The following is a 26,497-nucleotide window of genomic DNA, read 5'->3' on the forward strand; positions in this document are numbered from 1 at the left end:
GAAGCACCGCAGTTGGGGGAAGCGTGTAAGGGAAAAGTACAGAAAAAAGTGGGAAACGGGGCCGTGAACTGCTCCTGGAAGGTGTTGAACCCGCTATCTTGCAAGTGTATTGCTCGGCCCATCCTTGGGCCTCTCTATTGCAAGCAGCCTTCTCGCACCTTTAAATCTATTGAGTAGATGTTTTTTTATCAGTTGGCTTACTCTTTTTTCCGCGCATCAAATTCAGGGTTTCAACCCCCATTGAGAAGAACATAGCGAAGTAAATGTAGCCTTTTGGAATGTGGATCTGGAAACTTTCCAACATCAGCGTGAAGCCGACCAATATCAGGAAAGAGAGCGCCAGCATTTTGACTGATGGATGGCGATTAACAAACTCACCAATTGGTCTGGCAGCAAACATCATCACGCCAACAGAAATAACCACGGCAGCCATCATAATAAACAGATGATCTGACAGCCCAACTGCTGTTATCACTGAATCCAGACTAAAGATGATATCCAACAGCATAATTTGCACGATAGCCGCAAAGAAAGAGCTGACATTACTGGTGTGTTCAGTATCGCTCCCCTCAATGGTTTCATGAATTTCCTTGCTGGCTTTCCAGATAAGGAACAGCCCCCCTAACAACAGGATCAAGTCCCGCATAGAGACACCGTGGCCTGCCACTGTAAACAGAGGTTCGGTCAGGCGGATAACCCAGGCAATAGAAGCAAGTAATGCGAGACGCATTAACATGGCCCCAGCCAAGCCAATACGGCGGGCTCTGTTTTGTTGCGCTTTAGGTAATTTTGCGACCACCAAAGAGAGGAAAATAATATTGTCTATCCCAAGAACAATCTCCAGGATAGTCAGCGTGCCTAGCGCCAACCAGGCATTTGGATCGGCAACCCATTCAAACATTGCGCCTATACACCTTACGGAAACACAAAAATACAATTATACGCTTTTATTTATTAATCGGAACAGAGTCAAAGTAATTGGTGTTGCAGTAGGGAGTCTAGCGCACTGGTTACAACAAGAAATGACGGGCCAGCATCGGGCCAGTAAAGGTCTTTTTCAGATAAAAACCACGGGGTAGTGTCATGATCGGTTGCCCTTTTTCACCGATGGCTTCAGTTAACGCACGGCTATTGGCGGCCTTCGGGCGCAATTGGAGTACCTCACCGTGGCGAGCGGTGATGGTTTCTACTTTGCCAAGAACGATAAGGTCCATTAACTCTTCCCAGTCACGCCGCAGTAGTTCTTCTTCTTGCGCATTCGGGCTCCATAATAAAGGCGCGCCGACTCTACGTTCCGCGAGCGGGATCTGCCGCTCTCCTTCTACGGGTACCCACAATACTCGGGCCAGTTTATGCCGCACATGACTGCTTTCCCAAGTGATGCCACTGTTGCCGGTCAGGGGGGCGACACAAACAAAGGTGGTCTCCAATGGTTTGCCCTGAGCGCTGATAGGTATGGTTTTCAGCTCAATGCCGATGTCGGCAAAGTCCTGTTCAGGTTTACTGCCAGCACTGGCCCCCAAATAAAACTCCAGCAACATACCAACCCAACCTTTTACCCGCTTTAAGTCCGCCGGAATAACCCATTGAGCACGCGCTGCCAATTCGCCAAGGGTAAAACCTGACAAAGCTTGAGCACGTTGAAAAAGTTGATGTTCATCAGTGGGTGGTGCCGGTGGCAGTGAATAAACAGACATGGGGATAAACCTGCTAAAGTCGGTTAAAAAACAAGCTGAATTAAAAGTGACGCTAGATGTATTGTTATGCATTGTGGATGGAATGAATAATAGCATGATTTAACGGAAGTTTTCTTTCCTCTCATGGATGAAATACTTTTATTCTAATTATCTTGTGCACCTACTGACAGCGATAATGAACAGGATCTTACACCTATTTATCCACAGATTTATGGGATAACCCCAATAAATCCCGATCACTGGTTCAATTTACAGCCTTGACGACGGCTTTTTTTGCGAGTTTTACTCTTTTTTGCATAACTTTGACGCATTATCTGTGGATAAAAACTACATTGATGGATCTTTAGCCAGCTACAGATCCAAAACGGAGATAGATCACATATTACTGCCGTGAAAACCTGTGGGAAACCTGTTATTTTGTTGAAATTAATCATTTATTTTTTTAGATATTTTTGTCGTATAATTGCGTTAAAATGAGTTGTACCTACTTTTCCCTAGAGTTCTACACACCTATATCCACAGAAAAAGTGAATAAAATGTCGTGCGTAGCCCTGAGGGTGTTCATAACTTTGCTTATATCTGTGAGTTATCCCCGAGTTATCAGGTTTAGCTGGCTGATAAGCAGTGGTTTACCGCCTGTTGCTAGTGTGAAACAATCAGAGCATCTTTGAGTTTTAAGCTTATCGAGGTAGTCCGGTGATCGATGATGATGGCTACCGCCCGAACGTGGGTATCGTAATTTGTAATCGGCAGGGAGAAGTGTTGTGGGCCAGGCGTTACGGTCAGCACTCTTGGCAGTTCCCACAAGGGGGAATAAACCCCGGTGAAACACCAGAGCAGGCAATGTATCGCGAACTTTTTGAAGAGGTAGGACTTAACAAAAAGGATGTCCGAATTCTGGCTTCAACCCGTAACTGGTTACGTTACAAATTACCAAAGCGTTTGGTGCGTTGGGATACAAAGCCGGTGTGCATCGGCCAAAAACAACGATGGTTTCTACTACAGTTAATGTGTAATGAAGCCGATATCAACATGCAACGTAGCAGTACCCCGGAGTTTGATGGCTGGCGCTGGGTCAGTTATTGGTATCCGGTGCGTCAGGTGGTCTCTTTTAAACGTGATGTTTATCGTCGTGTGATGAAAGAATTTGCTGCAACCGTAATGCCTGTGCAGGAGGTTATTCCACCACGGGTACCGCCCGCTTATCGCCGTAAAAGAGGTTAAGTTAAGCCGATCATGCTCATGCGTTTGCGAGAAATAGTTGAGAAAGTGGCGATGGCAACCAGCCTGACGGATGCGTTAGAGCTGTTGGTCAATGAAACCTGTCTGGCGATGGACACGGAAGTCTGCTCGATATATCTGGCAGATAATGACCGCCGTTGTTACTACCTGATGGCGACACGGGGTTTGAAAAAGCCCCGTGGTCGCACCATTACGCTGGCTTTTGACGAAGGTATCGTCGGGCTGGTGGGGCGTTTGGCCGAACCCATTAACCTGGCCGATGCTCAGAGTCATCCCAGTTTTAAATATGTACCACAAGTTAAAGAGGATCGCTTCCGGGCGTTTCTCGGGGTACCTATTATTTATCGTCGACAGTTGCTGGGTGTATTGGTGGTACAGCAGCGCGAGCATCGCCAGTTTGATGAGAGCGAAGAGTCGTTCATGGTTACGCTGGCCACACAACTGGCGGGGATCCTCTCCCAATCGCAACTGAATGCGATTTTTGGCCAATATCGTCAAACACGAATCCGCGCGCTGGCGGCGGCTCCTGGCGTGGCAGTGGCGGAAGGTTGGCAGGATACTTCACAACCGTCCCTTGATTTGGTTTATGAGGCCTCAACGCTCGATACTGTTCAGGAGCGTGAACGCCTGACTCAGGCATTGGAAGAGGCTGCGGCAGAATTCCGTCGCTTCAGTAAGCGTTTTGCTGCCAGCTCACAAAAAGAGAGCGCGGCAATTTTCGATCTCTATTCGCACCTGTTAAATGATGCTCGCCTGAAGCGTGAGCTTTTCGCGCAAATTGACGCCGGTTCGGTGGCTGAATGGGCCGTTAAACAAGTGGTTGAACAATTTGCCGCCCAATTTGCCAGCCTGCAAGACACCTATATGCGTGAGCGAGCCAGTGACCTGCGGGCATTAGGTCAGCGCTTGTTGTTCCACCTCGATGATAGCACCTCTGGGGCCAGCCAATGGCCTGAGCGTTTTATCCTGGTTGCCGATGAGTTAACCGCCACTCTATTAGCCGAGGTGCCACAAGATCGTCTGGCGGGGGTGGTGGTGCGTGATGGTGCCGCTAACTCGCATGCCGCGATTTTAGTGCGCGCCATGGGCATCCCAACGGTGATGGGCGCTGATATCCAGCCTGCTTTGCTGAACCAGCGGCTATTGATTGTTGATGGCTACCGTGGTGAGGTGCTGGTTGATCCCGAACCGGTACTGGTCAAAGAGTATCAGCGGCTGGTTACTGAAGAGATTGAGCTCAGCAAGCTGGCTGAAGACGATGTCGAACAACCTGCGGCCCTGAAAAGTGGTGAGCGGATTCAGGTGATGCTGAATGCGGGTCTTAGCCCGGAACATGAGCAATTGCTGGGTGGGCGGGTTGATGGTGTTGGTCTATACCGCACTGAAATCCCTTTTATGTTGCAAAGCGGCTTCCCATCGGAAGAGGAACAAGTTGCGCAATATCAAGGCATGTTACAGCTTTATCCCAACAAACCCGTCACGTTACGTACCTTGGATATCGGTGCCGATAAACAGTTGCCCTACATGCCCATCAGCGAAGAAAACCCATGCCTGGGTTGGCGCGGGATCCGTGTAACGCTCGATCAGCCAGAGATCTTCTTGATCCAGGTTCGAGCGATGCTGCGTGCCAATGCCGGAACCGGTAATTTGGGTATTCTATTGCCAATGATCACCAGCCTGGAAGAAGTCGATGAAGCTAAACGCCTGATCGATCGTGCTGGGCGTGAGGTTCAAGAAGTCTTGGGCTATAAATTGCCACAGCCTAAATTGGGGGTAATGATAGAAGTACCCGCGATGATCTTTATGCTGCCCTACCTCAAGTCGCGAGTAGATTTTATCTCAGTTGGCACCAATGATCTGACCCAATATTTGCTGGCAGTAGATCGCAATAATACTCGCGTTGCGTCGCTGTATGACAGCCTGCATCCGGCGATGCTACAGGTGCTTAGCCATATTTTGACGCAGGCGACACAAGCGGGTTTGCAGGTGAGCCTTTGTGGTGAAATGGCGGGTGACCCGATGGGCGCATTGTTGCTGGTCGGGCTGGGTTATCGCAATCTCAGTATGAACGGTCGCAGTGTGGCACGAATTAAATACCTGCTGCGCAATATCGATTTAGCAGATGCGGCAGCATTGGCCGAACGAGTATTGAGCGCCCAAATGACCACTGATGTGCGTCATTTAACAGCAGCGTTTATGGAACGCAGGGGCTTAGGCGGCTTGATCCGCGGCGGGAAGTAAGCGTATCCCGTTGGCTCTTGGCCCTTGGCGCTATAGCGTTGTTAGTGCCAGTCACTGGCGACTATTCCAAGGCTTTTTGGTTTGTTTGCGAGTGACATTCACTTTCTGGGGTTGTGTTGTTTACAGAACTTTTCTGTTTGGTGCAGCCCAGACCGGCCTAAGCCTATGCTATTATGCGCAACCTGTAGCCCTAACCGGGCAAGAACATTAATTTTCTCAAAATATGAGACATTTCGTGGTGATAGATGAGCAATAGCTATCTGGCGTTTCCTAAATTTGATCCGGTCATTTTTTCCATTGGCCCGGTTTCCCTTCATTGGTACGGTTTAATGTATCTGGTGGGTTTTGTCTTCGCCATGTGGTTGGCGGTTCGTCGGGCAAATAAACCGGGTAGTGGCTGGACCAAAGAAGAAGTCGAAAACCTGCTGTATGCGGGGTTCCTCGGGGTATTTGTCGGTGGCCGTGTCGGTTATGTGCTGTTTTATAACCTGCCGATGTTCCTCGATAATCCACTGTACCTGTTTAAGGTATGGGATGGCGGTATGTCATTCCATGGCGGTTTGATTGGTGTCATCTGCGTGATGTTGTGGTTTGCCCGCCGCACTAAACGCAATTTCTTCCAGGTCGCTGACTTTATTGCTCCCCTTATTCCATTTGGTTTAGGCGCGGGCCGGCTCGGTAATTTTATCAACGGCGAGTTGTGGGGCCGTGTGACTACCGATACCCCGTGGGCGATGTTATTCCCAACCTCTCGTGGCGAAGATATCGCCATCGTTGCTGCTGACCCGGCGAAATGGCAGGCGATATTCAATCAATACGGTGTACTGCCGCGTCATCCTTCGCAACTGTATGAAATGATTCTTGAAGGGGTGGTGTTATTTATCATCCTGAACCTATTTATCCGTAAGCCGCGTCCTATGGGCAGTGTTTCTGGCCTATTCCTGATTGGTTATGGTGCGTTCCGTATTATTGTGGAGTGTTTCCGCCAGCCAGATGCTCAACTCGGCTTGTTCGATGGCGTGATCAGCATGGGGCAGATACTCTCTGTACCTATGATTCTGGCCGGTATCATTATGATGATTTGGGCGTATCGCCGTCCTGCGCAACAACTTTCGTGAGGTAACATGAAACAGTATCTGGATTTGATGAAAAAAGTGCTGGAAGAAGGCACTCCAAAAGCTGACCGTACCGGTACCGGTACTGTGTCGATTTTCGGGCATCAGATGCGTTTCAATTTACAAGACGGTTTCCCACTGGTAACCACTAAGCGCTGCCATTTGCGCTCCATCATCCATGAGCTGTTATGGTTCCTCAATGGCGATACTAATATTGGCTATTTGAAGGAAAATAATGTCTCAATCTGGGATGAATGGGCTGACGAAAACGGCGACCTTGGCCCGGTTTACGGCAAGCAATGGCGGGCTTGGGGGGCTGCAGATGGTCGTAAGATTGACCAACTCAGCAACGTGGTAAAACAGCTTAAGCAGGATCCCGATTCACGCCGTATCATCGTCTCAGCATGGAATGTGGGTGAACTGGAGCAAATGGCACTGGCGCCGTGCCATGCTTTCTTCCAGTTCTACGTGGCAGATGGCAAGCTTTCTTGTCAACTGTATCAGCGCTCTTGTGATGTATTCCTCGGCTTGCCATTTAACATTGCCAGCTATGCTTTACTGGTACATATGATGGCGCAGCAATGCGATTTGGAAGTGGGTGATTTTGTCTGGACAGGGGGGGATACACACTTGTACAGCAACCATATTGAGCAGACAAATCTGCAATTAAGCCGTGAGCCACGTGCATTGCCGAAACTGATTATCAAACGGAAACCTGACTCTTTGTTTGATTACCGTTTTGAGGATTTTGAAATTGAGGGGTACGATCCTCACCCAGGAATTAAAGCGCCGATTGCTATCTAATCTTTAGACCGGAGCCGCAATGGCTCCGGTTTTATACCCGTCACCTTTCAAGTTTCAGGGGGCTGCTCCTGTTTACTCGGTCCATTCCCATTCCCATTCCCATATCCAGCTCTTGCCTCTGCTTGTTGCCTCCCTGCATCTGGAAAGCTATTGGGTATATTTTCGTCAAACCCTTTTCTTTGCTACCAGCATCCTTCCTGCAATAAAAATGCGAGCTGCGCCGCACTCTTTTCTGCATTTATGTCGTCGTAGATAAAATTTTGCGCACCGTTTCCAGCCCTGATAATTCGTCACTCGACCTCAAATTTCAGCCACGTAAACTTACGCCATGGACACCAATATAAGATTAACGAAAACTTACCTGACTCGTAGGAATTCTCTTAAAAAACAAAAAGGTATCAGCCTGATTGAATTGCTGCTGGTGATTGTATTAGTGGGTATAACAGCACTTTGGGGGGCGCAAAGTTGGCATCATTACCGGCAGCGGGAACGGCTCGCAGACAGTGCTCGTCAGTTACTCGCCTTCTTAACACACTTACAAGCACAGGCTAATCGTCGCAATGACACAGAATTGCTGTGGATACAGCAGAATGGCCAGGGGTGCCTGGGAAGTGGTGATAAACCTACGGCTCGCTGTTCGGCACTTACCGACGGCGTGTTTATTCCACCTTACCCAGATGTCGCTATTGCGACTTCATTGCAAAAAGAGATGGGCTTCTTTGGTGTGAGGAATACGGCACAGGCAGGAAATATCATGCTCAGTAACCCGGCAGGGTCTATCCGGTTAGTTATTTCCAGTCGAGGGCGCTTAAGACTGTGTAGTGAGGGCCAGCCAATGTCAGGTATTCATATATGCTAATAATGGTCAAAAATATGCCAGCATCGGTCTGTTCTGGGCGGAAACGTATAACAGGTTTTACGCTACCGGAAATGATGTTGGCATTGAGCATTGGTAGTTTGATTATGCTTGGTGCCGCAGAGGTTTTCCCTAAGCTACGCAAACAAATATCAATTTTGCAGCAGCGCTATTATCTGGAGTTGGCACTGAGTCAGGTTATGGTTGTGCTAGAAAAAGATCTGCGGCGTGCAGGATTTTGCCATGGCGAGTGTCAGGGAAAAGCGGTTACAACCCATCATTATCCCGCAGAAGCGACAAATTCGTGTCTGATAGTTGCTTACGATCTCAATCGAAATGGTCGATGGGAAGGGGAGAAACATCAGGAGTCCGAATACTTTGGCTACCGCCTGCGTAATAAAGCATTAGAGGTCCAACGTGGTGAACTGAATTGCGCTGGCAGTGGGTGGGAAAAGCTGCTTGATCCACAAGAGATAACGATAACCCATTTTTCTATTAGTCGGTTACCTCAGCAAACATCAAATCAGGTTTATCGGGTGCAATTAGCGGGGCAAAAAACAGGTAATCCGGTAATCCATCATCAGCTTACTTATACGATACGCGGGAACAATCTATGAAGCTGAATCATCAACGGGGGACCAGTACATTGGCAGCCGTCGCTACACTTTTCGCTCTTGGTTTATTTCTGCTGTCAGCACTACACCGTCAATTGGATAATATTCAACAGATTACATCTGAAGAACAGCACTATTTACGTGCTTTTAATCAGGCAACATCATCACTGAACTGGGGGATACGTCAGGATTGGTCGTTCAGTTTGCCATGGCGGACAGGTTCAACATGGTATTGCATTCAGCAGCAGCAATATGGCTTAAAGGCCTGTGTTAAACCAGCATCACTAAGCGGTTTTTTTATTCTCAGAGGGGAGAGTTACCTCCTCGGTTCACAGCCACCCTTGATGCTATATCAACGGGTCATGCTGAATATTGGCAAAGGGTCTGTGGGTCACTATCAACTGGTTAAGGCAGCTCATGGCTGGTTGGATTTCTGTCCTGATAAGGATGCACAGTTTTGCGATTACTAAAATGCTGCAATAGGTGCTTGTTGATGAAACGGAGTGACCAATGCGATCCTCGCAACCAACGAGGGTTTAGCCTGCCTGAAGCCTTAATTGCGGCACTGTTTTTCTCTGTCTCGTTACTGGGGTTGTTGCAATACCATCAGACTCTTTTACAGGGTTTCTCTTCTGTGTGGCAACAGCGTCAGGCTTGGTTTCTGCTTCATCAACATATTGACAGTGCAGGGGAGGCTAGACCTGATAGGGGATTCATATCGGGAATGAAACCTAACTGGTTATATCGTCAGTCCATTAGCCGAATTGAAGGGGAATGCGCCGAGCTTAATTTCACTCTTGCGGTACGGAAAAACCTGTCAGCAGAGTTAACCCGTTGGTTTTGCTCTACGAATGGAAGTGGCTAACGGCATAGTTATCCCCCATAGATACGACGTTGCTGAGGCGGCAAACAAGGGGATCCTGATTGATGAACCGCCGAGGTATACAGATGAGCGACTATATCGGTCTTATAATAGAGATAACCTATTGCGCTCATTCATTATCAAGTTAGAGTATTAAGCCTCAGGATTTACCCACAAGTGATAATAAACTGGTTTAATCACTTATGGCTATTTTCCATAGTGCCTTAAGGGAGTAATCATGTTCACGGTTTATCATTCTAATCAATTAGATTTACTCAAAGCGCTAACGACTGCGCTGATAGAACGAGAGCCGTTGGATAACCCTTTCCAGCAAGAAGTGGTGCTAGTTCAAAGCCCAGGAATGGCACAATGGTTACAAATGCAACTGGCACAACAATTTAGTATTGCAGCTAATATTGAGTTTCCGCTGCCCGCAACCTTTATCTGGGATATGTTTACCCGTGTTTTGCCCGGAATCCCAAAAGAAAGCGCATTTAGCAAAGACGCCATGACATGGAAACTTATGTGGTTGCTGCCAGATTTACTGGAAAGCCCGGTATTTTCTCCCATGAAACGCTATTTAAGTGACGATAATGATAAGCGCAAAATCCATCAACTTGCAGCACGGGTTGCTGACCTTTTCGACCAATATTTAGTGTATCGTCCTGAATGGCTTGCCAGTTGGGAACGGGGCCAACTCATTGACAATCTGGACGATGCTCAACTGTGGCAAGCCAAGTTGTGGGTGGAACTGACCAATTATACCCGCCAATTGGAACAGCCCGAATGGCACCGTGCCAATCTCTACCAGCGGTTTATCCGCACCCTGCTTGAAGCGAATGTCTGCCCCGTTGGGTTACCCAAGCGGGTATTTATTTGCGGCATATCGGCATTACCTCCTATCTATTTACAAGCTCTACAAGCGCTGGGTAAACATATTGATATTCATCTGATGTTTACGAATCCTTGCCGCTATTTTTGGGGCGATATTCAGGATTATGCTTTTTTGGCTAAATTGCAAAGCCGCAAACGTAGACATTATCGCGAATCAATTGAAGTCAATCTGTTCCGCCAGCCAGAGCAGGCTGAACAGCTCTTTAATGCGAATGGTGAACAAGAACTCAGTAACCCATTATTAGCCTCGTGGGGGCGGCTCGGGCGGGATCATATGTATTTATTATCTCAGGTTGATGATATTCAAGAGGTCCACGCTTTTGTTGATATTGACCCTGACAATCTACTACATGGTATTCAGCACGATATGTTGGAGCTGGAAGACCACGCAATTATTGGCATCACGGCGGAATCCTTAGCGCGTAGCGACCAAAAGCGTCGATTAGATCTCAGTGATCGATCTCTTAGCCTGCATGTTTGCCATAGTCCTCAGCGAGAAGTTGAGGTTTTGCAAGATAACCTATTGAATTTATTCTCAACTAATCCTGAACTTACTCCACGCGATGTCATTGTGATGGTTGCCGATATTGACAGCTATACCCCTTATATTCAGGCCACATTTGGTAATGCGACAGGGGACCGCTATCTGCCGTTTGCGATTTCTGACCGTAAAGCCAGTCAGGCCCATCCGGCGCTACAGGCTTTTATTACCTTACTTGATCTCCCCCAAAGCCGTTTCACCTCTGAACAAGTGTTGGCGCTGTTGGAGGTACCTGCTTTAGCCAGTAAGTTTGGTATTACTGAAGATGGCTTGCGCCGCTTACGGCAATGGGTGGGGGAATCGGGTATTCGTTGGGGGCTGGATGATGACAATGTACGGGAACTCTCCTTACCCGCAACGGGTCAGCATACCTGGCACTTTGGTATCACCCGCATGTTGCTGGGTTATGCCATGGATAGCACCGCCGGAGATTGGCAGGGTGTTCTGCCATATGATGAGTCGAGTGGCTTAGCTGCTGAACTCGCTGGGCAATTGGCAGATATGTTGATGCAACTAAGCCAATGGCGGCAGCAATTAAGTGAACCCCGAGCACTCAGCGAATGGTTACCCCTGTGCCGCCAATTATTGGATACCTTCTTTGAACCCGATAATGACACTGAAGCGGTGTTGGTGCTGATTGAACAACAGTGGCAGAAGGTTATCAGCTATGGTATTGCTGCCCAATATCCCGATGTGGTGCCACTTAATCTGTTACGGGATGAACTGGCTTCGCGCTTGGATAATGAGCGCATCAGCCAGCGTTTCCTTGCCGGGCCAATCAACTTCTGTACTCTAATGCCTATGCGCTCGATCCCATTTAAAGTTGTTTGCTTATTGGGGATGAACGATGGCGTTTACCCACGAACGCTGCCGCCGCTGGGATTTGATTTGATGGCAAAGCAGGTTCGCCGTGGTGACCGTAGCCGCCGTGACGATGACCGCTATCTGTTCCTCGAAGCGCTACTTTCGGCTCAGCAACAGCTCTATATCAGCTATATCGGGCGCTCTATCCAGGATAACAGTAAGCGTTATCCATCAGTGTTGGTCAGTGAACTGATTGAATATATCTCACAAAGTTATCATTTACCGGGTGACGAAATGCTCAATGCTGATGAGAGCGCTCAGCGGGTGATTCAGCACTTACTCTGCTGGCATGCGCGGATGCCGTTTGCGGCAGAAAATTTTATTCAGCATAGCGAGTTACAGAGTTACGCTGCTGAATGGCTACCCTCTGCTGAGTCCAAAGGGCGACCGCATCCAGAGTTTAATCAGCCATTATCGCCTGAACCTTTATCTGAAATTACATTGGATGAGTTAATCCGCTTCTATCGCCACCCTGTGAGGGCATTCTTCCAACTCCGGCTAGGAGTGAATTTTGTTATTGAAGAAACAGAATTACCTGATGAAGAGCCATTTACTTTAGATAACCTCAACCGCTATCAGTTTAATACTCAGTTACTGAATGCATTGATAGATGAGGGAGACATCAATAGCGTGTTTACCCGAGCTCGAGCGGCCGGTAGCCTGCCTTATGGATCGTTCGGTGAGCTTTATTGGGAAAGCCAGCAAGAGGAAATGGTGCCATTAGCTGAACAGATTCGTAGCGAGCGCCTTGAGCATCATAGCATTGAGCTAAATATCGAATTGGGTGACATCACCCTTACAGGTTGGATTCATCAGGTTCAGGAAGATGGATTAATTCGTTGGCGTCCCGCGGCATTAACGGCGATAGACGGGCTTTTATTATGGATTGAACATCTGGTCTATTGTGCTGGTGGAGGTGATGGGCAAAGCCGGATGTATGGTCGCAAAGGAACTGCATGGCGCTATGATTCTTTGGGCCGTGATGAGGCTCATCACTATTTACAACAGTTAATCAGTGGGTATCAGCAAGGAATGTGTGAACCACTGTTATTGCTGAGCAAAAGTGGTTGGGCATGGCTGAGCCAGTGCTTTGAACGCGAGTCAGGTCAGATTTTGTGGGATGAAGAAACACAAACTAAAGCCCGCATGAAACTTTTACAAGTTTGGCAGGGTGATCAGCGAGTTGCAGGTGAAGGTGAGGATAGCTATGTGCAAAGGGTGTTCCGCCTGATGGATAATCCACATCTCGACAAGATATTACATGAAACGGAACGTTATTTATTACCGATTGCCCGCCATAATAAGGCGTGAGAACTGCTGATGGCCAAACCAGGCTTTCATACATATCAATACCAGAAAGTTGGCTGCGGCTTTAAGCGGTAATTTTTAAGGGGTTAGGGGAGAAACGGAATGCATAAACAGTTTGCTCGCATCATGGGTATATTTTTCTTATTAGGTTTGCTGGCACCTCTCAGTTGGGCTGCTGCGCCTGCGTGGCAACCTCTGGCAGAAGCCATTCACAAAAGTGAACATGACCTGCGTAAATACCAGGCAATAAAGTTGCCTAATGGTATGACGGTATTGCTAGTTTCTGATGCGCAAGCACCTAAATCCTTGGCAGCACTGGCGTTGCCTGTCGGATCATTGGAAGATCCCAATAACCAGTTGGGTTTAGCTCATTATCTGGAACACATGTTATTGATGGGTTCTACGCGTTTTCCTGAACCAGGCAGTTTTGCCGAGTTTCTGAAAAAGCATGGCGGTAGCCATAATGCGAGTACGGCTTCTTATCGAACCGCTTTTTATTTTGAAATTGAAAATGATGCATTAGCTCCGGCAGTTGAGCGTTTAGCCGATGCTATTGCACAGCCTTTGTTAGACCCTATCAATGCTGATCGTGAACGTAATGCGGTCAATGCTGAATTGACGATGGCCCGCTCGCGCGATGGGATGCGCATGGCGCAGGTTAATGCTGAAACGCTTAATCCAGCACACCCTAGTGCGCGTTTTTCGGGGGGTAATCTTGATACGCTGAAAGACAAGCCTGATGGCAAATTACATGATGAGCTGCTGAGTTTTTATCATCGTTACTATTCTGCCAATTTGATGGTGGGGGTGCTGTATAGCAATCAGTCTCTGGAGCAGTTGGCACAATTAGCGGCTGATACCTTTGGCCAGATTCCGAATCGGGAGGCAAAAGTCCCTCCAATTACGGTACCTGCTGTAACACCGGACCAAACCGGTATTATTATTCATTATGTTCCAGCCCAACCGCGTAAACAGTTAAAAATAGACTTTCGCATTGAGAACAATAGCGAAGAATTTCGCAGAAAAACAGATACCTATGTTAGCTATTTGATTGGTAATCGCAGTAAAGATACGTTGTCCGACTGGCTACAAAAACAGGGGCTGGCAGATGCTATTAATGCTGGTGCCGATCCAATGGTAGACCGTAATGGTGGGGTGTTCTCTATTTCGGTATCACTTACGGATAAAGGTTTGGCCAAACGTGACGTCGTGGTGGCCGCTATCTTTGATTACATCAAAATGTTGCAAAAAGACGGCATTAAACAGAGCTATTTCGATGAGATAGCCCATGTTTTAAATCTGGATTTCCGTTATCCCTCAATCACGCGAGATATGGATTACATCGAGTGGCTGGTGGATATGATGTTGCGAGTACCTGTCGCACATGTGCTTGATGCGCCCTATCTGGCGGATCATTATGATCCCAAGGCCATTGCTGCCCGGTTGGCTGAAATGACGCCAGAGAATGCGCGGATCTGGTTTGTCAGCCCTGAAGAGCCTCACAATAAAGTGGCCTATTTTGTTGATGCCCCTTATCAGGTCAATAAAATTAGCCCACAAGAGATGAAAGACTGGCAACAACTTGGGGAGAATATCACTCTGAGCCTACCGGCACTTAACCCCTATATCCCAGATGACTTTACGCTGATCAAAGCAGATAAAAATATCACCCGGCCACAGAATGTTGCGGAACAACCGGGGTTACGGGTGTTTTACATGCCAAGTCAGTATTTTGCTGATGAACCGAAAGCCGATATCGCGCTGGCTTTCCGCAATCCTCATGCGTTGGATACCGCCCGCCATCAGGTACTATTCGCCCTGACTGATTATCTGGCCGGCCTTTCACTGGATGAACTGAGCTATCAGGCTTCGATCGGCGGAATCAGCTTCTCAACCGCCCCTAACAACGGTTTATATGTCAGTGCTAATGGCTTCACACAGCGGATGCCACAATTGCTAACCACGCTGGTTGAAGGTTATTCCAGTTTTACGCCAACAGAAGATCAATTAGTGCAGGCTAAATCTTGGTATCGCGAGCAGTTGGACGTGGCTGAGAAAGGCAAAGCTTATGAACTGGCGATTCAGCCAGCGAAATTGCTGTCTCATGTTCCTTATTCTGAACGCAGCGAACGGCGCAAATTGCTTGATACTATCAGCGTGCAAGATGTGCTGACTTATCGTGATAGCTTGCTGAAGCAATCTGCGCTGGAAGTATTGGCAGTGGGTAATATGACTACCCAGCAAGTTACCACTCTGGCGGAATCGTTGAAAAAACAATTGGCTTTGACGGGAACTACTTGGTGGACCGGCGAGGATGTTGTTGTTGATAAGGCACAACTGGCCAATATGGAGCGGCTTGGCAGCAGTTCTGATGCTGCGCTGGCGGCAGTCTATGTTCCAACCGGTTATACGGAAATTGATGGTATGGCGCGTAGTGCTTTGCTGGGGCAAATTGTTCAACCGTGGTTCTATGATCAATTACGAACCGAAGAGCAACTCGGCTATGCAGTATTTGCCTTCCCGATGTCGGTTGGCCGACAGTGGGGCTTGGGGTTCTTGCTGCAAAGTAACAGCAAGCAACCTGATTACCTTTATCAACGCTATCTTGCCTTCTATCCACAGGCAGAAAAGCGCCTGCGTGAAATGAAACCTGCTGATTTTGAACAATATAAACAAGGGCTAATTAACCAATTACTGCAACGACCACAAACTCTGGATGAAGAGGCTAGTCGTTACAGTAATGATTTCAATCGTAATAATTTTGCGTTTGATAGTCGCGAAAAAATGATTGCTCAGGTGAAGCAACTTAATAGCACTGTATTAGCTGATTTCTTCCAGCAAGCGGTTATTAAACCGCAAGGTCTGGCACTGCTTTCTCAAGTTAAAGGTCAGGGGCAAACGGCTGGCGGATATGCGGTGCTTAAAGGATGGACGACCTATCCGACAACATCTGCCTTGCAGGCTACCCTGCCGCAGAAGGTATTAGCTCCATGACATCAATGACTCCCCAGCGGCTGGAGCCGCTGACGCTCCCCTTATACGGTGAGAGGCTGATTGAAGCCTCTGCCGGTACTGGTAAGACTTTTACCATTGGGGTTCTTTATCTGCGATTGCTGCTTGGTTTGGGAGGGGAGGCAGCATTCAGTCGTCCCCTGACAGTAGAGGAAATCCTGGTGGTGACCTTTACTGAGGCGGCAACTGAAGAGTTGAGGGGGCGAATTCGCGACAATATCCATGGGTTGCGTATTGCTTGCGTACGGGGAGTCAGTGATGACCTAATGCATAAGGCTTTATTAACTGAAATTAGTGATCTGGGCGAGGCCGCAGCACAGTTACTTACTGCTGAGCGTCAGATGGATGAAGCCGCAATTTATACTATTCACGGTTTTTGTCAGAGAATGCTGACGAACAATGCTTTTGAATCTGGCATCTTGTTTGAACAAACATTGGTTCAGGATGAACAGCCCTTACGCAGACAGGCTTGTGCCGATTTTTGGCGGCGTCATTGCTATCCGCTTCCGTTGGCTGTTGCACGCGCAGTCAGCCAGGAATGGAGCGGGCCGGAGGCATTGCTCAAAGACCTTGCTGCTTATTTACAAGGTGAAACACCAAAATTTCGGCAAGCACCAGGTGATGATGAAACGATACTCAGCCGGCATCAGCAAATAGTTGTGCAAATTGATGCTGTCAAAGCGCAATGGCGTGCGGTGGCTCATGAGTTGGAAGCTTTAATTAGTGCATCTGGCGTTGATAAGCGCAGCTATAGCAGCCGATATTTACCTAACTGGCTAGAAAAGGTCGCTATATGGGCAGAGCAGGAAACCGGTGATTATCAGTTACCTAAAGAGCTAGAAAAGTTTCGCCAATCGATATTATCTGAGAAAACCAAAAAAGGTGCGATCCCCCAACACTCGGTGTTCAGTGCGATAGACCGCATCTTCGAACAACCTTTGACACTAAGAGATTTGATTTTAGCCCGCGCAATTAGCGAGATACGAACTTCCGTCCAGCAGGAGAAACGGCAGCGGGCAGAATTGGGTTTTGATGACTTGCTCAGTAAATTGGATGTGGCATTACAGCAGCCAGGTGGTGAGTTGTTAGCTCAATCTATTCGTACCCGTTATCCAGTTGCAATGATTGATGAGTTTCAGGATACCGATCCTCAGCAATACCGTATTTTCCACACGCTTTATGGTAACCAAGGTGAGTGTGGTTTATTACTGATTGGCGACCCTAAACAGGCTATTTATGCTTTCCGTGGCGCAGATATCTTTACCTATATTCGTGCTCGTTCAGAAGTAAGTGCCCACTACACGTTAGAGACCAATTGGCGTTCCTCTTTCCCGATGGTTCAATCAGTAAACAGGCTTTTTAGTTCGGTTGAGGTTCCCTTTCTGTTTGAACAAATCCCTTTTATCAAGGTGGCGGCGGCTGAAAAAAATAGCTGTCTATCTTTTGAAATTAAAGGGAAAAAACAGCCAGCCATCTCTTTTTGGCTGCAACCGGGTGAAGGGGTTGGGGTTAGTGAATACCAGCAATTGATGGCCAGGCAGTGCGCCAGTCAAATCCGTGACTGGCTGGTGGATGGGCAGAATGGGCTGGCGCAATTAGTGACAACGACAGGCTCAAGGCCGGTTCAGGCATCTGATATTACTATTTTGGTTCGTAGCCGGGCAGAGGCTGCGCTGGTTCGAGATGCACTGAGTGCCTTAGCTATTCCATCGGTTTACTTATCCAATCGCGACAGTGTTTTTGATACTGCAGAAGCCAAAGATCTATTGTGGTTATTGCAAGCTGCATTGGCCCCTGAGCAGGAAAGAGCCTTACGCAGTGCGATGGCTACCGGGATGCTAGGGTTGGATGCACAGATGCTGGATGCATTGAATCACGATGAACGGGCTTGGGATTCTCTGGTCGATGAATTCGATGGCTATCGCCAACATTGGCAGCGCCGTGGTGTGCTTCCTATGCTGCGAGAAATAATGGCACAGCGTCATTTAGCTGAAAACTTGTTGGCGACCCCTGGTGGGGAGCGTCGGCTGACAGACTTACTGCATTTGGGAGAGTTATTACAAGAGGCCGCATCACAGCTTGATAGTGAGCACGCACTAATCCGTTGGCTGGCACAACAAATAGCACAACCAAATCATCAGTCAGATAATCAACAATTGCGTTTGGAAAGTGATCGCCATTTGGTTCAGGTGATTACAATTCATAAATCAAAAGGGTTGGAGTATCCGTTGGTTTGGCTCCCTTTTGTCGGCAATTTCCGTCAGCAGCAGGACGTGCTATATCACGATCGTCATAGCTTTGAGGCTCTGCTTGATCTGAATGCTGATGAAGAGAGCCAGGCTTTGGCGGAAGAAGAGCGGTTGGCAGAAGACTTACGGTTACTCTACGTTGCGCTGACCCGCGCGGTTTATCATTGCAGTATCGGTATTGCGCCGCTGATTAAAGGCGGGCGGAAAAAACAGGGCGAAAGCGACATGCACCTTAGCGCTTTAGGCTATTTGGTTCAACATGGACAAGCTGGCGACGCGCAATATCTGGCGGATAAGTTGGCGGAGCTAACCACATTTTCGGGCGGTGATATTTCGGTCTCACTGGCGGAACGTCCTGACGCTACAGCTTGGCAGCCACGGCCTGAAGTTTTGCCAGAACTCGCCGCGCGCCAGTTTAACCGACAAATGCACGACTTTTGGCGGGTTACCAGTTATTCCGGCCTACAGCAGCATGGTGCCAAATCGCAGGTTCTGAATCTCCCTTTACAGGAGCTATTGCCACGGCTAGATAGTGATGCCGTCGGTGAGCAGGCACTCATCACCGCAGCTGATTTAACGCCCCATACCTTCCCGCGGGGGGCTGCACCGGGGACTTTCCTGCATGATTTACTTGAGCCATTAGATTTTAGCCAACCTATTGAGCCAGACTGGCTGGCGCAGCAACTACAGCAACAGGGCTTTGGTGAACAATGGTCGCCAATGTTGTATCAATGGCTAAGTGACATTATGCAAGTCCCCCTTAACGATGCGGGCGTAACTCTGGCGGGATTGACGCCGGAGAGTAAGCAGGCGGAACTACAGTTTTATTTGCCTATCGATACTTTGTTACGCGCTAATCAATTAGATGCCTTAATCAAGCATTATGACCCGCTCTCACGTCAGTGTCCGGTGTTAGATTTTCAGCAAGTCAGAGGGATGCTTAAGGGCTTTATTGACTTGGTTTTCTGCTGGCAGGGTAAGTATTACTTATTAGATTACAAATCTAACTGGCTGGGAGAAGACAGTAGTGCTTATACCGTACAATTGATGGCCCAAGCGATGGCTGAGCATCGTTATGATCTGCAATATCAGCTTTATACCTTGGCTTTACACCGTTATTTACGTCATCGCTTGGGCGATTATGACTATCAACGGGACTTCGGGGGTGTCATTTATCTCTTCTTGCGTGGTGTCGATAAACAACATCCGGGTAATGGTATCTTTAGTTGTCGCCCTGAACAGGAGCTGATTGAAGGAATGGATTGTTTATTCAGTGGCAATGAGGTCGTTCTACTTTCAGGTCATGAAAGTGGTACAGCTCAGGCAGATGAGGATTCATCAAGATGATGGTTCTACTGGACCAAGCGGTTCGTGACCACTTACTACGCCCTCTGGATGTTCAATTTTCTCGCATGATTGCAGGGGATGATGAGCCTATGCTGCAATTGGCGGCGGCTATTCTCAGCGCCGAGGCGGGAGCCGGGCATGTGTGCCTGCCATTAAGTTATCTGCAACCAGAACAACTGTTTGGTGGGCGGCAGGCTGGGTTATCTCAAGCATTATGGCTGGCTGCTGGTGCTCCAGAGCTGTCGCGTTGGATACAAGGATTAAATAATTCCCCAGCGGTCAGTGATGGCTCATTACCAACGCCGTTGGTGTTGCAAAATGAACGTTTGTATCTCCAACGGATGTGGCAGTACGAGGGTGATGTGGTGCGGTTTATTGCCAGTGACAATACCGCTTTATTCGTTAATGAGGCCAGGGGGATTAACGAAAGCCTATTAACAGAGACACTGGACCGCCTATTTGGTCGATCAGACACGGAGATTGACTGGCAAAAGGTGGCCGCCGCAGTAGCCGCTACTCGCCGTATCTCGGTGATTTCTGGTGGGCCGGGAACGGGGAAAACCACCACAGTAGCCAAGCTATTAACTGCGCTGATACAGCTTAGCCAAGGGCAGCGTTTACGTATCCAGCTTGCTGCCCCAACGGGTAAAGCCGCTGCGCGGCTGACTGAGTCATTGGGGAATGCCATCCGCCAACTCACACTTACAGACGCCGAGCGCAAGTTATTCCCAGATCAAGCATCCACTCTGCACCGTTTATTAGGTGCTCAACCAAATAGTCAACGTTTGCGTTATCACCGAGGTAATCCACTAAATCTTGATGTGCTGGTGGTAGATGAAGCGTCTATGGTGGATTTACCCATGATGGCGCGGCTAATTGCCGCTTTGCCCGCTAAAGCTCAAGTCATTTTCCTCGGGGACCGAGATCAGTTAGCTTCGGTTGAGGCCGGGGCGGTATTAGGGGATATTTGTCGCTTTGCTGAGTTGGGTTATAGCAAGGCTCGTGCAGAACAGTTAGCACGGCTGACAGGATGCACATTGGCCGGAAATATACCGATTGGATCAGTCTCTACGGATACGGTCAATGTGCGTGATAGCCTGTGTTTATTGCGTAAGAGCTATCGGTTTGATGAGAAATCGGGTATCGGGCAGCTCGCTTTAGCGGTTAATGCAGGCAAGTATCGGGATGCATTATCAGTATTAAAGGGGGCCTATTCAGATGTTGAACATTTTTCTCTGACGGATTCAGATGACTACCAACGGTTGCTGGAGGATTGCGTTGCGGGCTATCAGCATTACCTCCAATTGGCAGCTACAGGTGCGCATGCTGTGGATGTGCTGGCGGCATTTGGTCGTTATCAATTGTTGTGTGCATTGCGAAGTGGGCCATTTGGTGTCAGTGGCTTGAATGAACGGATTGAGCAGTTGTTGCATCGCAAGAGGTTAATTGAGCGTGCACCTAGCCCATCTGGGCGTTGGTATGCCGGTCGGCCGGTGATGATCGGGCTTAATGACAGTGCGTTAGGTCTCTTTAATGGCGATATTGGTATCGCGTTATATGACGATGAAGGAGAGCTACGGGTGCATTTCCAGTTGCCGGATGGCAACATAAAATCGGTGCAACCCAGCCGTCTTCCCAGCCATGAAACGGCTTATGCCATGACAGTTCATAAGTCGCAAGGATCAGAGTTTGAACATACCGCCCTGGTATTACCGAATACTTTTATGCCGGTATTAACGCGCGAATTGGTTTATACCGCGATCACTCGCGCCCGCCAGCGTTTAACTCTGTATTGTAGCGATACGATATTGGGCAATGCGATACGCACACCGACTCTTCGTCTGAGTGGGTTAGTGGATCGTTTGAATGCATTGACGTGAGTTATACGCTGCTGCTTGAAGCCACAAGGAACACGTTACACGGACCATTCCTTGGTCTGGCAAGGGGGGCCGCTGCTTGCGGCCTCCCTATAACGCTAATTATGTTGGGAATAAATTAAATAAAACCCTGATAAAGCATTTGGTCGCAATATTTATAATCAATACGGCTACAAATCAGCCAACAGAATCTTTGAGCGCCGCTGATAGTTATACAGTTCCTGCTTCTGAATCGGTAAAACCTCTACTTCGGCAGGTGTAAAACCGCGTTCTTGGAACCAGTGAATACTGCGGGTGGTGAGTACAAACAATTTTTTAAGCCCCATCTGTCGCGCTTGATTAGCAACGCGCTTTAATAGCATTTCTCCCCGAGAAGAGCTGCGATAGTCAGGATGTACTGCCACGCAGGCCATCTCACCTATTTGTTCTTCAGGGAACGGATAGAGCGCTGCACAGGCAATCGTCAAATTATCCCGTTCAATAATCGTGAATTTGTCGATTTCCATTTCAAGCTGTTCCCGCGAACGACGCACCAGAATGCCTTGTTGTTCCAGCGGGCGAATCAATTCAAGTATGCCACCAATATCATTGATGGTAGCGCGGCGCACTTGTTCAGCACTCTCCATAACAATCTGTGTACCGATACCATCGCGGGAGAATAGCTCTTGGACTAGCGCTCCATCCTCCTGATAACTCAGTAAATGGCTCCGGCGCACACCGCTACGGCAAGCTTTCACTGCACCACGTAGGAAGCGTACCGTACCGGAGTTGTAATCACCCTCTTGTTCCAGATCTTCAATCCGTTTTTGAGCATCATTTGGGAACAGCTCTGAAATAATGTCACCTTCACTGTCAGTCACCCCTTGGGATGAACAGAAACCGATCATCTTTTCTGCTTTCAGTTTGATAGCTAACTGGGTGGCAACTTCTTCTGATGTGAGATTAAAGCTCTCGCCGGTCACCGATACAGCAACCGGGCCTAGTAACACGATTGCGCCATTATCTAATTGACGGTGAATTGCCTCTTCATCGATACGACGAATACGCCCGCTATGACAATAATCCACACCATCATCCACCCCCAGCGGCTGAGCAATAATGAAGTTGCCACTGACTACATTAATATGCGCGCCTTGTAGCGGGGTATTATTGAGACTCATTGATAGTCTTGCAGTGATATCCAACTGCAATAGGCCGGCTGCTTGTTTCACCATTTCCAGAGTTCGGGCATCTGTTACCCTGGTATGCTTGTGATAAATAGGTTCGTAATGATGCTGTGCCAAATTGCTGTCGATCTGTGGGCGCGCACCGTATACCACGACCAACCTGATCCCAAGGCTATGCAACAAACCGATATCATTGACGATATTCGCGAAGTTTTCATGCTCAATCGCCTCGCCACCCAACATGACAACGAATGTCTTGCCACGGTGCGCGTTGATATAGGGAACTGAGTGGCGAAATCCCTGGACCAGTTCAGTACTACGTTCCTTCACGGCAGACCCTCTTTGAATTTTTATTCGGTATTTTTGTATTTTTATTCTTTTTTGACCAAGATGGCAAGCACCAAATTACTATCAAATGCATATGTATGGCGTATCTGTATTAATAAATTGAATAACATAAAAATGTTTTTCTAATGACAGCGTGGGATTGATTCGTTAAAGTTTTTGCACATAAATTTTTTTGTGCGCTTTTTATTCATATTTTGGTAGTTACTTTGGAGTTACATGGCAGATTCAAATCATAATCCTGGGCGTCGTCGTCTGTTGCAAGGTGCTGCGAGCGCCTGGATGCTGAGTGTTAGTCGAGTTGGATTTGCTGCTTCCTCACATATTATTGCAGTCCGGGTTTGGCCCTCTTCAACCTATACCCGAGTCACGCTGGAATCCAATACTCCGCTGAAGTATCGTCAGTTCGCTCTTACCAATCCTGATCGTATTGTGGTTGATATTGAAGGGGTACATTTAAATAGCGTCCTGAAACAGATAACTAATCAGGTTCAGTCCGGTGACCCTTATCTGAAGCAAGCCCGAGTAGGGCATTTTGATAAAAATACCGTCCGTTTGGTTTTGGAGTTGAAGCAGAGCATCAGCCCCCAGCTATTTACTCTAAAACCTTTTGCTGAATTTCGAAATCGTTTAGTGGTGGATTTATATCCCGCTCAGGGCAACAACTCTGCTGAGGACGATCCATTGTTGGCATTATTGGAAGATTATAATAAAGGCGACGTGGAGCGTAGCTTACCCGCAGAGACACCAAAAGCAGGCAAAGCAGGGCGCGATAGACCGATAGTTATCATGCTGGATCCTGGTCACGGCGGAGAAGATCCCGGTGCTATTGGTAGAAATAAAACCCGTGAAAAAGACATCGTGCTACAAATTGCCCGTCGGTTACGGGCGTTAATTCAAAAAGAAGCCAATATGCGGGTGTTTATGACCCGTAATGAAGATGTTTTTATCCCGTTGAAAGTGCGGGTAGCGAAGGCGCGCAAACTGCGAGCAGATTTATTCATTTCAATTCATGCGGATGCATTTACCAGTCAGGCGGCCAGAGGTTCCTCCGTTTTTGCGCTATCAACCAAGGGCGCAACCAGTACCGCCGCGCGTTTCCTGGCCCAGACACAGAATGAGGCCGACCAGATTGGGGGGGTTAGCAAAAGTGGTGATCGCTATCTGGACCATACCATGATTGATTTACTGCAAACGGCGACGATTAATGACAGCCTGAAGTTTGGTAAAGAAGTGCTGAATCGCATGGGGAAGATTAATACGCTGCATAAGAACCGTGTCGATCAGGCGGGGTTTGCTGTATTGAAAGCACCTGATATTCCTTCAATTTTGGTTGAAACAGCATTTATCAGTAATCTGGAAGAAGAGCGCAAACTACGTACCAGCCGTTTTCAGCAACAAGTCGCAGAATCTATTTTTGCTGGCATCAAAGCCTATTTTGCTAATGGTGGGGCGATGGCCCGACTTTAACGCGTAGGGCATTGTTATTGATTGAGATATATACCCTAAATAATTCGAGTTGCAGGAAGGCGGCAACTGAGATAATCCCGCTGAGTTGACGTTAGTCAATTATTCGGGTGAACGAAAGCAACCAACACACATGCGGTTTGAAGTATGACGGGTATAAAGCCAGAAACAAAAAAACACCCTTGAGGGTGTCTGATGTTGATATGAAAATGATTAAGAATTGGTTGCGGGGGCCGGATTTGAACCGACGACCTTCGGGTTATGAGCCCGACGAGCTACCAGGCTGCTCCACCCCGCGTCCGTCTTAATACTATTTTCTATCTTACTACTTAGTCGTGTAATTGGTTGCGGGGGCCGGATTTGAACCGACGACCTTCGGGTTATGAGCCCGACGAGCTACCAGGCTGCTCCACCCCGCGTCCGTCACTACACTTTATTTGCTTCTCACTACTATTCTACCTAATTCGTCTTAACTTTCAAGACTATCGAACGACATTTGATACTGCTGGTAGCCAGTATCGGTTGGTTGCGGGGGCCGGATTTGAACCGACGACCTTCGGGTTATGAGCCCGACGAGCTACCAGGCTGCTCCACCCCGCGTCCGATTGAGCGCACTATACTCTGGATGAGATCTGTTGCAAGTATTTTTGCCACTTAATTAGGGTAAATAGGTTTTTTCGATTAATTTATCAACTATCTGTTTCCTTTTTCCCCATAACGGGGTCAGGAGGATTTTTTTCCACCTGCCGATTCCTTTATCTATAGGCGTTTGTTATCGTTCGCCAGTAGATAAAATGAGTAAAAGAAGGCGTGAAATGACAAGTCGTTGGGGCAAATACCTACTAAGTGGAATAATGATTGCTGTTCTGGCGGGGTGCCAATCGCGGCCAACCGATCGTGGGCAGCAATATAAGGATGGGCGTCTGGAGCAATCACTGGAACTGGTGAATGAACCAAATGCAACAGGTAAGCCAGTTAACGCAAAAGATTATTCTGATCAGGTGAAAGTGATTAACCAATCTTCACCGGGTCTCTATAACCGCAATAGTAATACATTCAATGCGGTCGAAAACTGGATGTTGGCAGGGGCCGATACCAGCAAGCTAAGTTTATTTGGTTTGAATGCCTATCAGATGGAGGGGGTCGATAATTTCGGTAACGTACAGTTTACTGGCTACTACACTCCGGTGCTTCAGGCCCGTTATACGCCACAAGGTGAATTCCGCCACCCACTTTATCGGATGCCTGCTAAAGGAAAGCGCCGTTTACCCGATCGCGCTGCTATCTATGCAGGTGCATTGGATAACCGCAGTTTAGTTATCGCATACACCAATTCGCTGGTGGATAACTTTATGATGGAAGTGCAGGGCAGCGGCTATGTTGATTATGGCGATGGGCGACCACTGACCTTCTTCGGTTATGCAGGTAAAAATGGCCATGCTTACCGTAGTATTGGCAAAGTGCTGATTGATCGTGGCGAAGTCGCTAAAGCAGATATGTCGATGCAAGCCATCCGCCACTGGGCTGAAACCCATAGTGAAGCTGAGGTCAGAGAGCTTTTAGAGCAGAATCCGTCCTTTGTGTTCTTTAAACCAGAAATGTACGCGCCGGTGAAAGGGGCCAGTGCGGTTCCATTGATTGCCAAAGCGTCAGTTGCATCTGATCGTTCCTTGATTCCGCCAGGCACCACATTACTAGCTGAAGTGCCTTTGCTGGATAATCAGGGCAAATTCACGGGTCAATATCAGATGCGCCTGATGGTGGCATTGGATGTTGGTGGTGCGATTAAAGGTCAGCACTTTGATATCTATCAGGGGATTGGCCATGAAGCTGGGCAGGCTGCTGGGTACTACAATCATTATGGTCGGGTTTGGGTACTGAAAAATGCCCAAAGCAGCGGACCGCTATTTACCGCTTATCAAGGTGGCAAAACAGTCGCGCCAGCGGGTAATGGTTCATCATTACTGGTAAATAATCAGGGTCAGTAAGTTTCCTT

General features: G+C 48.0%; 17 protein-coding genes and 3 tRNA genes. 14 read left to right on the forward strand and 6 right to left on the reverse strand.

The window, feature by feature from the left end; genetic code table 11:
* Window positions 1–166: 166 nt before the first annotated feature.
* A complete protein-coding gene (locus V2A84_RS23405) occupies window positions 167–901 on the reverse strand; it encodes a TerC family protein (protein ID WP_083162858.1) in 735 nt (244 codons plus the stop codon).
* A 109-nt stretch (window positions 902–1,010) separates the two neighbouring features.
* Window positions 1,011–1,697, reverse strand: a complete 687-nt coding sequence (mutH, locus tag V2A84_RS23410; RefSeq protein WP_050073625.1) for a DNA mismatch repair endonuclease MutH — start codon at window positions 1,695–1,697, stop codon at window positions 1,011–1,013.
* Between the two features lie 696 nt (window positions 1,698–2,393).
* Between mutH and rppH the strand changes: the two genes are divergently transcribed.
* The 12 genes from rppH (at window position 2,394) to recD (ending at window position 21,526) form a co-directional block, all read left to right on the forward strand.
* Window positions 2,394–2,921, forward strand: coding sequence for an RNA pyrophosphohydrolase (rppH, locus tag V2A84_RS23415; protein WP_083162862.1), 528 nt, complete (start codon window positions 2,394–2,396; stop codon window positions 2,919–2,921).
* Window positions 2,922–2,933: 12 nt separating this feature from the next.
* Window positions 2,934–5,180, forward strand: a complete 2,247-nt coding sequence (ptsP, locus tag V2A84_RS23420) for a phosphoenolpyruvate--protein phosphotransferase (protein ID WP_083162864.1) — start codon at window positions 2,934–2,936, stop codon at window positions 5,178–5,180.
* A 245-nt stretch (window positions 5,181–5,425) separates the two neighbouring features.
* Entirely contained in the window at window positions 5,426–6,298 is an 873-nt protein-coding gene (lgt, locus tag V2A84_RS23425) for a prolipoprotein diacylglyceryl transferase (RefSeq protein ID WP_083162866.1), read from the forward strand.
* 6 nt (window positions 6,299–6,304) lie between these two features.
* Entirely contained in the window at window positions 6,305–7,099 is a 795-nt protein-coding gene (thyA, locus tag V2A84_RS23430) for a thymidylate synthase (RefSeq protein ID WP_083162868.1), read from the forward strand.
* 328 nt (window positions 7,100–7,427) lie between these two features.
* Window positions 7,428–7,958 carry a prepilin peptidase-dependent protein gene (locus V2A84_RS23435; protein WP_083162872.1) on the forward strand — a complete coding sequence of 177 codons (531 nt, stop codon included), beginning with the start codon at window positions 7,428–7,430 and terminating at the stop codon, window positions 7,956–7,958.
* On the forward strand, window positions 7,952–8,572 hold the full coding sequence (locus tag V2A84_RS23440) for a prepilin peptidase-dependent protein (protein WP_193784789.1): 621 nt from the start codon (window positions 7,952–7,954) through the stop codon (window positions 8,570–8,572). Before V2A84_RS23435 ends, V2A84_RS23440 begins: the two co-directional genes overlap by 7 nt.
* Window positions 8,569–9,039: a YgdB family protein gene (locus tag V2A84_RS23445; protein ID WP_083162874.1), complete on the forward strand. Its 471-nt coding sequence runs from the start codon at window positions 8,569–8,571 to the stop codon at window positions 9,037–9,039. The genes V2A84_RS23440 and V2A84_RS23445 overlap by 4 nt, the downstream gene beginning before the upstream one ends.
* Window positions 9,040–9,062: 23 nt before the next feature.
* Entirely contained in the window at window positions 9,063–9,434 is a 372-nt protein-coding gene (locus V2A84_RS23450; protein WP_083162876.1) for a prepilin-type N-terminal cleavage/methylation domain-containing protein, read from the forward strand.
* A 235-nt stretch (window positions 9,435–9,669) separates the two neighbouring features.
* The gene (gene recC, locus V2A84_RS23455; RefSeq protein WP_083162878.1) at window positions 9,670–13,041 is read left to right on the forward strand and encodes an exodeoxyribonuclease V subunit gamma; all 3,372 of its coding nucleotides are present in this window, start codon (window positions 9,670–9,672) and stop codon (window positions 13,039–13,041) included.
* Between the two features lie 99 nt (window positions 13,042–13,140).
* Window positions 13,141–16,032, forward strand: coding sequence for a pitrilysin (ptrA, locus tag V2A84_RS23460; RefSeq protein ID WP_083162880.1), 2,892 nt, complete (start codon window positions 13,141–13,143; stop codon window positions 16,030–16,032).
* The gene (gene recB, locus V2A84_RS23465; RefSeq protein ID WP_083162882.1) at window positions 16,029–19,646 is read left to right on the forward strand and encodes an exodeoxyribonuclease V subunit beta; all 3,618 of its coding nucleotides are present in this window, start codon (window positions 16,029–16,031) and stop codon (window positions 19,644–19,646) included. Before ptrA ends, recB begins: the two co-directional genes overlap by 4 nt.
* Complete coding sequence (recD, locus tag V2A84_RS23470) at window positions 19,646–21,526, forward strand: exodeoxyribonuclease V subunit alpha (RefSeq protein ID WP_442849149.1); 1,881 nt, start codon at window positions 19,646–19,648, stop codon at window positions 21,524–21,526. The genes recB and recD overlap by 1 nt, the downstream gene beginning before the upstream one ends.
* Before the next feature lie 167 nt (window positions 21,527–21,693).
* Here the strand turns inward: recD and argA are convergent, their stop codons facing one another.
* On the reverse strand, window positions 21,694–23,019 hold the full coding sequence (gene argA, locus V2A84_RS23475) for an amino-acid N-acetyltransferase (protein WP_083162886.1): 1,326 nt from the start codon (window positions 23,017–23,019) through the stop codon (window positions 21,694–21,696).
* Between the two features lie 234 nt (window positions 23,020–23,253).
* On the opposite strand from argA, the gene amiC reads away from it, so the two are divergent.
* Window positions 23,254–24,504 carry an N-acetylmuramoyl-L-alanine amidase AmiC gene (gene amiC / locus V2A84_RS23480; RefSeq protein ID WP_442849103.1) on the forward strand — a complete coding sequence of 417 codons (1,251 nt, stop codon included), beginning with the start codon at window positions 23,254–23,256 and terminating at the stop codon, window positions 24,502–24,504.
* A gap of 218 nt (window positions 24,505–24,722) precedes the next feature.
* Here amiC and V2A84_RS23485 read toward each other — a convergent pair.
* The 3 genes from V2A84_RS23485 to V2A84_RS23495 all read right to left on the reverse strand — a co-directional run bounded on the left by V2A84_RS23485 (window position 24,723) and on the right by V2A84_RS23495 (window position 25,101).
* Window positions 24,723–24,799: transfer RNA gene (locus V2A84_RS23485), tRNA-Met, on the reverse strand.
* 44 nt (window positions 24,800–24,843) lie between these two features.
* Window positions 24,844–24,920, reverse strand: a tRNA-Met gene (locus V2A84_RS23490).
* Window positions 24,921–25,024: 104 nt separating this feature from the next.
* Window positions 25,025–25,101: transfer RNA gene (locus V2A84_RS23495), tRNA-Met, on the reverse strand.
* A 215-nt stretch (window positions 25,102–25,316) separates the two neighbouring features.
* Here V2A84_RS23495 and mltA point away from each other — a divergent pair.
* Entirely contained in the window at window positions 25,317–26,489 is a 1,173-nt protein-coding gene (mltA, locus tag V2A84_RS23500) for a murein transglycosylase A (protein WP_083162888.1), read from the forward strand.
* Window positions 26,490–26,497 lie beyond the last annotated feature (8 nt).

The organism is Yersinia sp. 2553 StPb PI (genome assembly GCF_052217105.1).
GTDB classification, from domain to species: domain Bacteria; phylum Pseudomonadota; class Gammaproteobacteria; order Enterobacterales; family Enterobacteriaceae; genus Yersinia; species Yersinia enterocolitica_E.

Excerpts from the sequence above, each read along its gene's own strand:
- V2A84_RS23405 (WP_083162858.1), bottom strand. The coding sequence starts at position 901 with ATGTTTGAATGGGTTGCCGATCCAAATGCCTGGTTGGCGCTAGGCACG.
- mutH (WP_050073625.1), bottom strand. The coding sequence starts at position 1,697 with ATGTCTGTTTATTCACTGCCACCGGCACCACCCACTGATGAACATCAA.
- ptsP (WP_083162864.1), top strand. The coding sequence starts at position 2,934 with ATGCTCATGCGTTTGCGAGAAATAGTTGAGAAAGTGGCGATGGCAACC.
- lgt (WP_083162866.1), top strand. The coding sequence starts at position 5,426 with ATGAGCAATAGCTATCTGGCGTTTCCTAAATTTGATCCGGTCATTTTT.
- thyA (WP_083162868.1), top strand. The coding sequence starts at position 6,305 with ATGAAACAGTATCTGGATTTGATGAAAAAAGTGCTGGAAGAAGGCACT.
- V2A84_RS23435 (WP_083162872.1), top strand. The coding sequence starts at position 7,428 with ATGGACACCAATATAAGATTAACGAAAACTTACCTGACTCGTAGGAAT.
- V2A84_RS23440 (WP_193784789.1), top strand. The coding sequence starts at position 7,952 with ATGCTAATAATGGTCAAAAATATGCCAGCATCGGTCTGTTCTGGGCGG.
- V2A84_RS23445 (WP_083162874.1), top strand. The coding sequence starts at position 8,569 with ATGAAGCTGAATCATCAACGGGGGACCAGTACATTGGCAGCCGTCGCT.
- V2A84_RS23450 (WP_083162876.1), top strand. The coding sequence starts at position 9,063 with ATGAAACGGAGTGACCAATGCGATCCTCGCAACCAACGAGGGTTTAGC.
- recC (WP_083162878.1), top strand. The coding sequence starts at position 9,670 with ATGTTCACGGTTTATCATTCTAATCAATTAGATTTACTCAAAGCGCTA.
- ptrA (WP_083162880.1), top strand. The coding sequence starts at position 13,141 with ATGCATAAACAGTTTGCTCGCATCATGGGTATATTTTTCTTATTAGGT.
- recB (WP_083162882.1), top strand. The coding sequence starts at position 16,029 with ATGACATCAATGACTCCCCAGCGGCTGGAGCCGCTGACGCTCCCCTTA.
- recD (WP_442849149.1), top strand. The coding sequence starts at position 19,646 with ATGGTTCTACTGGACCAAGCGGTTCGTGACCACTTACTACGCCCTCTG.
- amiC (WP_442849103.1), top strand. The coding sequence starts at position 23,254 with ATGGCAGATTCAAATCATAATCCTGGGCGTCGTCGTCTGTTGCAAGGT.
- mltA (WP_083162888.1), top strand. The coding sequence starts at position 25,317 with ATGACAAGTCGTTGGGGCAAATACCTACTAAGTGGAATAATGATTGCT.